The organism is Mucilaginibacter sp. (assembly GCF_039207105.1).
Taxonomy (GTDB): Bacteria; Bacteroidota; Bacteroidia; order Sphingobacteriales; family Sphingobacteriaceae; genus Mucilaginibacter.
Genome location: NZ_JBCECK010000070.1, coordinates 1 through 13,211, shown reverse-complemented (window position 1 = coordinate 13,211; position 13,211 = coordinate 1). Strand labels below are relative to the sequence as shown.

Sequence of the window (13,211 nt, the reverse complement as noted above, 5' to 3'; positions counted from 1 at the left end):
AAAAATCCACATTATTCTGATGTACCTAAAATGGCCCTTAAAAACTTAACAGTGGGTGATGATGGTAAAAGTTATACTTTTCCGCTTAACGAGTGGTCGGGTAAAGATGTGTATGATAGTGCTGCTGAAATGCACGGGCATGTAGAAAACCCGGTTTGGCTTATCAATAGTTCATATTTTTGGGAAAAGAGAGCCGCATTTAGTTTTAAGGAAGTAGCCGGTGTAAATTTTAACCTGAGCAATCAAACATTATTGATTTTCAAGCGGGATTCCATTGTGCAGTATAATATTAAAAACGGCAGTACAGTTGGGCAAGCGTTCCAAAATCCGATTCCTATTCCCTTATTGCTGGGCAAAAGCATTTTTAACGCTAAAGAAAACAAGTGTTATGCTTATGAGGTTTTGCGGGCTCCCCAACCATCACCCTGCATCGCGTCGCTTGATTTAAATACTTTAAGATGGGATGTTATTGGCAAGGCCAACATTATTGAACAAAGGCACCATCACAATATATTTTATGATAAAGAACAAACCGATATGTACCTTTTTGGCGGATATGGTTCTTTTGCCTATCACAACGATTTTTTTAGGTATAATAAACAGGCCGATAATTGGGATAAAATTCCATTCACCGGTGCCCGGATCACCCCTCGCTTTTTCTCGGCCTGTAGCCAGGCTAATGAAAACAATGAGGTTTATATATTTGGTGGCTATGGTAACCAGTCGGGTAATCAAATAGTTGGGGGCAGGCATTTTTATGATCTTTATAAGGTAAACCTAAATAACCACACCGTTAAAAAGTGCTGGGAAATAAAACCCAATGAAGAGGAATTTGTACCTTCCAATAACCTGATTACCTCAAAGGATAAAAAATATTTCTATGCGCTATGCTACCCGCACGAGCGACCTAAAACAGCATTACGCTTATATAAATTTTCCATTGCCGATGGCTCCTATCAGGTTGTGAGCGGGACTATCCCGGTTACATCAGAACGTATTGAAAGTGATATTAATCTTTATTTTGACACCAACCTTAATGAATTTTTTTGTGCCATACAGGAGTTTACTAACCCTTTAAGCTCTACTATCCGCATCCTTTCGTTAAAATTTCCACCGGTAAGCCAACAGGATTATGAACGCTCATTGCAGGCGATAACCCCTGTTGGCCCGGTATATAAATATGTTTTGGTTGGTACGCTGGTAGTATTGCTGTTATCAGGAATATTGGTATATATCAAAAGAAAAAAAGTGGATACCCCCTCACCACAACAGGCAGATGATGGTGAGGTAATAACAGCTCCGGCAGTTAAAAAAGAAGATGAAAAAAGGATTAATGCGATTTATTTGCTGGGCGAATTTACAGTGTACGATAAAAACGGCAAGGACATCACCTACTTGTTCAGCCCCAAAATAAAACAGTTGTTTATCCTGATATTGTTGAACAGCCAGTATGAGGCCGGCGTAGTATCTAAAAAAATATCAGCTATTTTATGGCCCGATAAGGATGTTGCAAAAACTAAAAATATAAAAGGAGTTACCATTAACCACCTGCGCAATATTCTGGCAGATATTGATGGCATTGAACTTACTTTTTTAAATGATACCTATTGCTTTAAATTAAGAGATAACATCTTTTGCGACTATTTTATGGTTACCGATGGCATTAAACAAATTACGGATAATGATAAACAAGCGAGCCTCTCTGTTTTAGATAATTTTGAGCTCATATCCCGCGGAGGACTTTTACAGCACATTCCCGAAACCTGGCTTGATGATATTAAACTGGTATATGAGGAAGCGCTGATGACCCTGCTATTGCCCGAAGTTAAACGGGTATATGAAAGCAGCGATTTTAGAAATACGCTTGACATAGCACGGGTACTTTTAAACATAGACCCCTTTAATGACATAGCGATAAAATACAAACTCAAAGCCCTGCGCCGTATAAAAGGGATTGAGTACGCCCGTAAAGTTTATGATGAATTTGTAGCAGAATATGAAAAATCATTGGGTATTGAATATGCTGTGCCTTTCGAAAAGATCTGCTCCAATAAAACCTAAGGCAGGTAGCTAATAATATATTTTCTCCTTATAATATCTCCTGATTTAAAATACAGGGGTTAATTAGCTATGGTTAATAAAATTTTAGCTGTATTAATCCATTTATTAACCCATCTTTTAATACTCCCCGGCATATCATTGTCGCGCCAAATGGCTGAATAGGCATAGTAATTATGCAGGCTTAACCCACCTGTTCCTATAACAGCTATCTGAGCAAAATATTATAAACCATTTTTTAACAAAACTATTTATGAAGGAAAATTTTACCATTTATGGTGGGCGCCCTGGTGCCCATTATGAGGCAAAATTTAAAAGCCTGGTACGGCAAGGTATCATGGGCTTTTTGCTTTTGCTTGTATGTTGTTCTTCGGTTTTTGCACAGGGCATTAACCGTACCGGTCAGGTAGCTGATGAAAAGGGACAACCGCTGCCGGGGGTAAGCGTTAAAATTAAAAACACTCCTACCGGAACCATCACCGGCGCCGACGGTAAATTCATCCTGAGTGTAACCAGCGGCCAAACTTTGGTGTTTAGCTTTTTAGGTTACACCACCCAGGAAGTTACCGTTACGACCCAAATGAACATTAAGGTGAGCCTCAACCCCAACGCCACCAACATGAGCGAGGTTGTGGTAGTAGGTTACGGTACCCAGAAAAAAGCCACTATTACTGGTTCGGTAGCCTCGGTTACCAACAGCGAAATTGTGACCACCAAAAACGAGAACGTGCTGAACATGCTCTCAGGTAAAGTAGCCGGTGTACGTATCACTCAAAATACATCTGAGCCGGGCTCATTCAGTAACGCGTTTGATATCCGCGGTTTTGGTACCCCACTGGTAGTTATAGATGGTGTCCCGCGTGATAATATTACCCGTTTGGATGCTAACGATATTGAAAGTATATCTGTACTGAAAGATGCCTCGGCAGCAATTTATGGTGTACGTGCTGCAAACGGTGTAGTCATAGTAACCACTAAAAAGGGAAAAAAGGGTACAGTAGAGTTAAACTACTCTGGTACTTATGGCTGGCAAATACCATCGTACATGCCAAAGCCTGTGGGGGCTATTGACTTCATGACCCTGGTTAATGAGCAATTGTTGCACAACATCAACGGAGGCCAGGTAAAATATACTGATGCCGATTTTGCAGCATACAAAAACGGCACTAAAAAAAGTACAGATTGGTATAGTCCGGTTTTTGCCAACAGCGCGCCTCAGCAACAGCACAACCTGAATGCCATTGGTGGTAACGAAAACACCAGTTATTTTGTAAGTATGGGTATTACAGATCAGGATGGCTTTTTCAAAAGCGGGGATCTGAACTATAAAAAATATAACCTCCGCTCCAATATCACCACCCGTGTAAATAAAAATTTAACCATTGATGTAAACCTGAGCGGTACGCTGGAGCAAAAGAACCAGCCTTATCAGGATGCCTGGTGGATCATCCGCTCTTTTTGGCGCCAGGTGCCAACCCAAAGCATCTATGCCAACAACAATCCGCAGTACCTGAACAACGGCGAGGTTGATGGCTCAAACCCAATAGCAATGGCCGATGCGGATATTGACGGTTATAAGCAGATCAATAACAAGTGGTTACAATCTTCGGTATCTGCAACCTATAATGTACCATTTGTACCCGGATTAAGCGCCAAAGGCTTGTATAACTATGACTATTACATGTCGAGCAATAAATTGTACCAACGGTCATACAACCAGTATAATTACGATGCTAATTCAGATACCTACAAACCCATAGCCAACCAAACGCCAGGTTCATTAACCAGGCAGTTTTATGAAAAGCCAACCAGTTTAATGCAGTTGTCATTAAATTATAACAAGGCTTTTAAAGGAGGGCACAATGTTACCGCGTTGGCGCTTTATGAAGAAAGTGAGCAAAAAGGTGATAATTTTAATGCCCTGCGCCAGCTGTCTTTACCTATAGACCAGTTGGCCGCTGGTAACGCGCTGAACCAAACAGCTACCGTAGATGACACCTATCCGTATGATTTTGTAACTAAATCATTTGTTGGTCGTGTAAATTATGATTTCAAATCAAAATACCTGGTTGAGTTTAGTTTCAGGGATGATGCCAGCTCTAAAAACTCGCCGCTTAAACGCTGGGGCTTTTTCCCTGGGGCGTCAGTAGGATGGAGGGTATCGCAGGAAGGTTTCTGGAAAAATTCAAAGGCACTGTCATTTGTTGATGATCTGAAGTTCCGTCTGTCATATGCCCGTCTGGGTGATGATGCCAAGCTGAATGCCTATCAGTACCTGAGCGGTTATACCTATCCGGCCAGTGGTAATAATAACCAAACCCCTCCAGGCTCCGTGTTTGATGGTACCTTTGTTAACGGCGCGCAAAGCCGTGGTATCCCTAACCCCAATATCTTTTGGTTTGTGGCCAACACGTATAACGCCGGTGTTGATCTGGCAGCTTGGAATGGCTTACTGGGTGTAACTGTTGATGTTTTCAGGCGCGACAGAAGCGGCTTACTAAACACCCGTGCCGATAATTTGCCAGGTGTAGTAGGTGCAGGCCTCCCACAGGAAAACTTAGATAGCGACAAGGCTCAAGGTTTTGATATTGAACTGAACCACCGCAATCACATTGGTAAGTTTAATTACTTCCTGAAAGGTACATTCGGCTATACGCGTACCAAATGGATAAGCAAGGTACATTCAACTTTCGGAAACTCACAGGAAGAGTGGCATAATAACAATACCAACCGCTACAACAATATTTTTTGGGGATATGGCGCGCAAGGGCAATATCAGAATTATCAGCAAATATTGAATAGTTCACAATTTGTATCGCGTAACACGGTTGTAGGCGATTACATTTTACAGGATTGGAACGGGGACGGCGTGATCAATGATCAGGACGTACATCCTATTGCGCAAAACGTAAGTAATAACAACTACAGCACGCCATCAACCACGTTTGGTTTAACCATAGGCGGCTCATACAAAGGCTTTGATGTAAGCACCGTATGGCAGGGCGCTACAGGTATCAACGTGTCATACATTGAGCAGTTGAATATACCGCTTTGGGGCGGCGGTAGCGCGCTGGGCATGTTCATGGACAGGTATCACCCAACGGATCCTAAAGCTGATCCTTATGATCCTAATACCGTATGGACACCTGGTACTTTCGCCCTTACCGGCTCAACCGCCAATACCAACTCGTTGTCAAATATTCACAGCGCCGCTTATGTAAGGCTTAAATCGGCAGAGCTGGGTTATACTTTGCCAGATGGTGTAGCGAAAAAAATAGGTATTAAAGGCGCCAGGATATTTGCCAATGGTTATAACATATTAACCATAACCGGCCTAAAATATCTTGATCCCGAGCACCCATCGGCTAACTATGGCTATTTATATCCGCTGGATAAAATTTATTCCATTGGTGTAAATGTTAAACTATAATCAAACACAGATCATCATGAAAAAATACACATATATCATATGGACTATTTTACTTTGCTATACAACGGCATGTAAAAAGCTGGATACGCTGCCCCCCAATATTGTTAACGATAACGACGTACTTTCAAACAGCGCCGGTGTGCAGGCTTATATGGCCCGCATGTACAGCGAACTGCCAATTGAAGATTTCAGGTATTCACCCCAAAGGGGCTTAAACTTTTTCTGGATCATCAGCCCTTTTAGCGCCGTAACCGGCGAGGCCTTGAGTCGTGATCAAAATAACGCCATGCAGGAAAGTCTGACCTTTGATGACAGGCCTACTACCTGGTCGCGTTGTTACACACTGGTGAGGGATGCCAATTATTTAGCAGAAACACTGCCTAAATATGCCAGTAACTTTACTCCAGCACAAATAAACGCCTGGCTTGGCGAAGCTCGCTTTATCCGTGCGGCTACTTACTTCGCGTTGGTGAAACGCTATGGAGGCGTACCTATTGTTGATAAGGTATTGCAATATCCGCAGCAAAGTGCCGATGAACTGAAAGTACCCCGCTCGTCGGAAGAAAAAGTTTATGATTTTATCTCTGCCGATCTGGATTATGCCTATACTAATCTTGACGCGAGCAACCAGGTAGGCCGGGCCAATAAATATGTAGCTGCCGGTTTTAAATCGCGCGCTATGCTGTATGCGGGTACCATAGCTAAATACAATACCATTAGTCTGGTTGATGGTACTGGCAACCGCTTATGCGGTATACCTGCGGCCAAAGCAGTTACCTACTTTAAGGCCGCTTATGATGCCGCTGTATTGTTGGAAGGCAAATACAGTCTGTACAAAAAGAACTGGGCCCCCGGCGATAAAAACGCGCAGTATCAAAACTATGTAAACATGTTTTTTGATGCTACAAGTCCCGAAAATGTATTTGTACGTCAGTACCACTACCCGGAATCGGTTCATGGTTATGATGCCTATAACGTGCCACGCCAGTTAATGGGTGCCAACGGTTACTCATCAGAGGTTAACCCAACTCTTAATTTTGTGGAGATGTTTGATGGCATCCCTAAAAATGCCGACGGAACCATTAAAACTACAACTGGTGGTAAATATGATCTGTATACCAACACAATGGATCTGTTTGCTAATGCCGAGCCCCGTTTAAGAGCTACCGTAATTTTACCCGGTGATGTGTTTAAAGGTCAGAGCATTGAGATACGCCGTGGTATTTATACCGGAAGTGCGGCAGGTGGTATAAGCCCGTTGCTGCCTCCGGGATCAACAGCTAATTATCCGACCACTAATATTGTGCAGTCGGCAAATGCTTCACAAACGCCCTACAAACTACCAAACGGAACAACCATGAACCCTGCCGGTTTAAGCGGCTTTTTCACCGGCGACGGAACCTGCTCTGTTTCGGGTTTCAGTATCCGCAAAAACCTGGTACCTGATAAACCAACAGCCGAAGTATTGGAAAACCGCTCTGACCAAACCTGGATAGAACTGCGCTATGCAGAGGTACTCCTTAACCGTGCCGAAGCTGCTTATGAGTTGAACTCATTAGGCCAGAGTGATAAAAATTACATGCAGGATGCCTTTACTGATATTAACCAGATCAGGGAGCGTGCCGGAGCCGACATGCTTACCGGTGTGGCCGATTTAAATAATATCAACATTATCCGTACTGAACGGAAAAAAGAACTGGGCTTTGAAAACAAGACCTGGTGGGATATGAGAAGATGGAGAGTTGCCGACAAAGAGCAAAACTCAACCATTTACAGAACGCTGATGCCTTTTTACGTAGCAGAGAGCGGTAAATACTTTTTTGATGCCCGTACCGACGAAAGAAACTCACGTTACACTTTTGATGTGCGCTGGTACTATGAACAAATACCTCAGGGCGAGATACAGAAAAGTCAGAATTTAATTCAAAATCCTGGTTATTAATATTTGAAAGCAAATGAAAAAGATATTTTATTACATAGCAATAGGCATGATAGTGGCTGCAGGCAGTTCATGTAAAAAGGTAGATAATTACGAAGCGCCGTCCCAAACATTGAAGGGGAGCGTGAATGATGCAGTTACAGGCAAGGGCATCCAAACAGAACAGGGTTCAGGCACACGTATTAAGTTATTAGAGATAAGCTACAGCAGTAGTCCTACCCCATTTTACATATCATCTATGCAGGATGGTTCATATACCAATACCAAGCTTTTCGCGGGTAAAAATGTGATCTCGGCCGAAGGACCGTTTGTACCATTGGTTCAGGTTGATAATACCGGCAAAACCATTGTTGATAAAAGCCAAACGGTTGATATTAAAGGTACCACAACAGTAAACTTTTCGGTTGAGCCATTTTTAAGGGTGGAGTGGATTGGTGACCCTGTTTACGATGCGACTAAAGGTACCATAACCGCGCAGTTTAAATTTACACGCGGCACTACCAATCCCGATTTTCAGCAAAACGTGAGCGATGTTTACCTTTTTGTAAATTCCAACAAATTTGTTGGGAATAACAATTACGATAACCGCTATTCGCAGCGCATTGTGTACAATGGTGCCGACGGTAACGCACAGGCTGGGCAAACCATTACGCTAACTACTATTGGTGGTGCGCTGCCGGGTAAAAGGGAGTACTTTTTAAGGGTAGGCGCCCGTATTGCGTATGGTTTGAATTATTATAACTATACCGATGTTAAAACGGTGACCATTCCATAATGACGTGGGAATTTTAAAGGAGACACATGTAATGTGTCTCTACAAAACAAATATTGTAGAGGCGCATCACATGTGTATCTCTGTAACAAAAATAATGTAAACATGCATCACATCTGTATTCCAGTATTTTTGAGCATGCTTCTGTATTTTGATCAATACCAATAATATCTATGAAAAACATTTTATTATCCTGCTGCCTTGTCGCTTCATCCGTTATCGGTTATGCGCAAAATTCAAACCCGGGAAAACTGCCGGAAAAAACATCTTTCCAAACCAGTAGTCCCTGGATACCTGAAATCGATGTACGGTCAGACATTGCCATTGTTTACGGTGCTAATGACCGTCCGGGCCTTACCTTTGAGCAAAGGGTACAATCCTGGCGCGATCATGGTTACCAGGTAAACTTCATGACCGGTATTGCCTGGGGCGATTATAAAGATTATTTTTTGGGCAAATGGGATGGCAAAAACCACCTCGGCGTAGGCCAGGTTACCATGAAAGGCGATACCATTTTCCACGGCAGGGATATGCCATATGTTGTACCCGATGATTCATTTATAGAGTACATGAAAACCGCGGTAGTAAAAAAGGTGATCAACGCCGGTATCACTACCATCTTTTTAGAAGAACCTGAGTTTTGGGCACGCGCCGGCTATAGCGCTGGTTTTAAAGCGCAATGGCAAAAATACTATGGCTTTCCCTGGAAACCGCAGGATGCATCGGCAGAAAATACCTACTTGTCAAGCAAGTTGAAATATCACTTGTACTATGAAACCATAAAACAGGTATCGAACTATGCTAAAGAATACGGGAAAAGCAAAGGCCTGAATATAAAAGTGTTCATAGCCACGCACTCACTGGTCAATTACTCATCATGGCAAATTGTTAGTCCGGAGGCCAGTCTGGCTTCGTTACCGGGTATTGATGGCTACATAGCACAGGTGTGGACAGGCACCTCCCGTGAACCTACGTTTTTTAATGGCCAGCGGAAAGAACGTGTATTTGAGAACGCTTTTTTGGAGTATGGCTCTGTAGTTTCTATGACTGCCCCAACAGGTCGTAAAGTATTTTTCCTGACCGACCCGATTGAAGACTGGCCGCGCGACTGGAGCGATTACAAACGCAACTATCAGGCTACCTTTACCGCGAAATTATTATATCCTATGGTGGCCGATTATGAGGTAATGCCTTGGCCCGAGCGCATTTATACTCACCCGTACAAAGTAGCCAACAGTGACACCAAAGTGCTGATCCCGCAATATTACTCAACCCAAATGCAAATTATGGTGAACGCTTTAAACAGTATGCCCGTATCAGGCAATAAGGTTACCGGTGTAAACGGGATTGGCGTGCTGATGAGTAATACGCTGATGTTTCAACGTTTCCCAACACATAACGGTTTTGAAGATCCGCAATTCTCTAATTTTTACGGGCAAACCCTGCCGTTGTTAAAACGTGGCGTTCCGGTACAAACGGTGCACATGGAAAATCTCGAATATCCGGCATCTTTAAAAAATATCAAGGTGCTGGTCATGAGCTATTCCAACATGAAGCCTGTATCGGCAGCGGTACATACATACCTGGCTAACTGGGTAAAACAGGGCGGCGTTTTGGTTTATTGTGGCCGCGATGATGATCCGTACCAAACCGTAATGGAATGGTGGAATACTAAAGACAACAAATTTACTGCGCCATCACAGCACTTGTTCAAGCAACTGGGCATTAACCTAACGGGTGGCGACCAGCAATTTAAAATAGGTAAAGGAGCGGTTTATGTGATGCGGGAAAATCCTAAAGAATATGTATTGGAAGCCGATAAAGATGCGAATTACATCAGTACCATAAAAAACGCTTATAAAAAAGATGCTAAAGCAGGCGGGCTTGCATTCAAAAATAATCTTTACCTGGAGCGTGGTCCTTATGATGTGGTTTCTGTAATGGATGAGAACACCGATACAAAGCCATACACCATCAAAGGTCCGGTGATCGATCTGTTTGATCCGCAACTGCCTGTACTTAGCGAAAAAGTTGTTAATCCCGGCGAGCAATCCTTATTATATGTGGTAAACCGTGTGCCTAACAAAAAGCAACCACAGGTATTAGCATCTGCATCAAGGATATATGAGGAAAAAACAGAGAATGGCAACTATTCTTTTGTGGCTAAAAGCCCGGCCAAAACATTGAATAGCGTACGTGTACTTTTACCGGGCCAACCCAAAGAAACCATGGTGACCGATAGTACAGGTCAAACCATCAGCGATGTAAAAACATCATGGGATGCATCGTCAAAAACCCTTTATCTGGGTTTTGCTAACAGCCCTGATGGTATCAGAGTGAATATCAGGTGGTAAACAATAGAACCAATTATATGTAAACCTCAAATTCAAAACCTTATGAAGAATAACCTCCTGCTGATGAATGGCCTGGCAGTTTTGCTGCTGTTGGGTGCCTGTCAAAAAAGTAACAATAATGCAATTAGCCAGCAAAATGCTAAAAAACAAACAATAAATGCTGCACCGCCATCTGATGGCCCGCGGGCTACCCTGCGCGGTATTGTTGAAAACGTGACCACGGCCGATGGTAAAATTTATAATGCCAAGGATAATACCGGCAAAACAATGGATTGTTTGAAGATCATTGCTAACCCATCAGGTGGTTATATTGGTGTGTATCATACCATGATCAATGGTTCGTTTAAGGTCAATGTAGCTTCATCTACCGATCTGCTGCACTGGACCTGGATCCGGGAACTTGCAGGCAGTAATAATGGCGCTGCATCACAACCCACTATTGCAGCTACAGCCACAGGCGGTTTTGTGATGGTGTGGGAGCAGGAACCCAGCAATCACCTGAAGTTTAGTTATTTTAACAGTTGGACAGATCTGCAGAATGGTGTTGTGGCCAAAACATTTGAGGCGCCGCGTACACTGTCAACCTGTGCAGAGGGTACGCCTAATATTTATTCGGCAAGCAGTACTTCTGTTGATGTCGGCTTTCATTACTTTGCCAACTGCGATGTTGACAGGCAAGCCCGGGGTACCACCAATTGGACAAGCTGGAACGCCAGTGCTCAACCACAATTTGATAACGCTATCCTGTATTGGGGTGTTCATGGTAACATTGGTGACCGGGATGGTTACCTTAAATTTCAAAACTTTAATTTTGGTTTGATTGAAGGGCAAGGCACCAAAAATGATTTTGGCAGCTGGCGCTGTTATTTGTATGATTACCAAACCGGCAATGCCGATAAACTGAACATTCATACAGATGGAGGCAGCCAGGCCTTTGCCAACCCTACTATTACTGCCTTAACTGTTGGCGGTCAGCCAGCATTGGTTATAACACAGTTTATACCATCAGAACTGTCGGCGAGTGGCGAGGCCGGGGAGCTTATCTATTATAAAAAGTTGTAATGATTATATCAAGGAGTGTATTGGATGTTGATACACTCCTTTTATCTTTACACATAAATAACGAAAAATTAAATTGCTATACAATATATAGGATTTACCCCGTATATTGCGTAGCTGGTAAATCGATTTAATGGATTTACGGCGTGCCCGAAAAGTACCCTAATTATCAATAATGAAAAAAATATTTCTCCTGGCATTTGCCTTTCTGCCCCTGATGTCATCGGCTCAGGTTGGCAGCACTACAAACCCTGTTGATTATATTAACCCGCTGATGGGTACCGATTCAAAACCGGCGCTGTCAAACGGTAATACTTATCCGGCTGTTGCCGTACCCTGGGGTATGAATTTCTGGACACCGCAAACCGGTAAAATGGGTAATGGCTGGCAATATACCTACAGCGCTGATAAAATATTAGGTTTTAAACAAACCCATCAGCCATCGCCGTGGATGAATGATTACGGCATGTTCTCTATATTCCCGGAAACAGGCACACTGAAACTGGATGAGTTGAAACGCGCGAGCTGGTTCTCGCACAAAGCTGAGATCGCAAAACCGTACTATTACAGCGTTTATCTGGCTGATTATGACGTAACCACTGAAATTGCCCCAACCGAACGTGCGGCTAATTTCAGGTTCACTTTCCCTAAAAGCGACAGCTCACATATTGTGATCGATGCTTTTAACAAAGGATCGTACGTGAAAATTATTCCTGGCGAGCAAAAGATAATCGGTTACAGCACCCGTAACAGTGGCGCGGTACCGGCCAACTTTAAAAACTACTTTGTTATTTACGTAGATAAGCCTTTTGAACTGGCATCTACCTGGCATGACTGGCAAAAAGACGGTGCATTGGAATATACTGGCGACCATGCAGGCGCAGTGCTTACCTTTAAAACTAAAAAAGGCGAGCAGGTTCATTTGCGCGTTGCCTCTTCATTTATCAGCACCGAGCAGGCTGAGCTTAACTTAAAACGCGAACTGGCTAACGATAGCTTTGATGTTACTGAGCAAAAAGCAAAAGCTGTTTGGAACAAAACCCTAAGCCGTTTAACAATTGAGGGTGGTACTATTGACCAAACACGCACTTTTTATTCGAGTTTGTATCGTATGCTTTTCTTCCCGAACAGGTTATACGAAGTTGATGCAAAGGGACAAACCGTACACTACAGCCCAATTAACGGCAAGGTAGAGCAGGGTTATTACTTCGCAGGCACCGGTTTCTGGGATACATTCAGAGCCTTATACCCATTCCTAAACCTGGTTTACCCATCTATGAATAAAGAGATGCAACAAGGCTTGGTTAATTCTTACAAAGAAGGTGGCTGGTTGCCTGAGTGGTCGAGCCCGGGTTATGCTGATTGTATGATCGGTAACAACTCTGCATCAGTAGTGGCCGAAGCTTATTTAAAAGGCTTACGCGGTTATGATATTGAATCATTATACCAGGCGCTTAAACATGGTGCCAATAATGAAGGCCCGAATGCTACAGGCCGTAGAGGTGTAAACTATTACAACACCCTGGGTTATGTACCTTATGATGTAAAGATCAATGAAAATGCTGCCCGTACTTTAGAGTATGCTTATGATGATTTTGC

7 protein-coding genes are annotated in these 13,211 nt (G+C 43.0%); all 7 read left to right on the top strand.

Features of this window, described 5'->3' with window-relative positions:
* On the top strand, nt 1–2,061 hold a 2,061-nt coding region (locus AAGC65_RS15025; RefSeq protein ID WP_343113278.1), incomplete at its 5' end, for a kelch repeat-containing protein.
* Nucleotides 2,062–2,311: 250 nt separating this feature from the next.
* The gene (locus AAGC65_RS15020; RefSeq protein WP_343113277.1) at nt 2,312–5,488 is read left to right on the top strand and encodes a TonB-dependent receptor; all 3,177 of its coding nucleotides are present in this window, start codon (nt 2,312–2,314) and stop codon (nt 5,486–5,488) included.
* A gap of 16 nt (nt 5,489–5,504) precedes the next feature.
* Nucleotides 5,505–7,430 carry a RagB/SusD family nutrient uptake outer membrane protein gene (locus AAGC65_RS15015; RefSeq protein WP_343113276.1) on the top strand — a complete coding sequence of 642 codons (1,926 nt, stop codon included), beginning with the start codon at nt 5,505–5,507 and terminating at the stop codon, nt 7,428–7,430.
* A gap of 13 nt (nt 7,431–7,443) precedes the next feature.
* Complete coding sequence (locus tag AAGC65_RS15010) at nt 7,444–8,202, top strand: DUF3823 domain-containing protein (protein ID WP_343113275.1); 759 nt, start codon at nt 7,444–7,446, stop codon at nt 8,200–8,202.
* Nucleotides 8,203–8,372: 170 nt separating this feature from the next.
* Complete coding sequence (locus AAGC65_RS15005) at nt 8,373–10,553, top strand: hypothetical protein (RefSeq protein ID WP_343113274.1); 2,181 nt, start codon at nt 8,373–8,375, stop codon at nt 10,551–10,553.
* 42 nt (nt 10,554–10,595) lie between these two features.
* Nucleotides 10,596–11,615: a hypothetical protein gene (locus tag AAGC65_RS15000; RefSeq protein WP_343113273.1), complete on the top strand. Its 1,020-nt coding sequence runs from the start codon at nt 10,596–10,598 to the stop codon at nt 11,613–11,615.
* Between the two features lie 172 nt (nt 11,616–11,787).
* Nucleotides 11,788–13,211 (top strand): GH92 family glycosyl hydrolase (locus tag AAGC65_RS14995; RefSeq protein WP_407940671.1); only part of this gene is annotated, 1,424 nt, incomplete at its 3' end.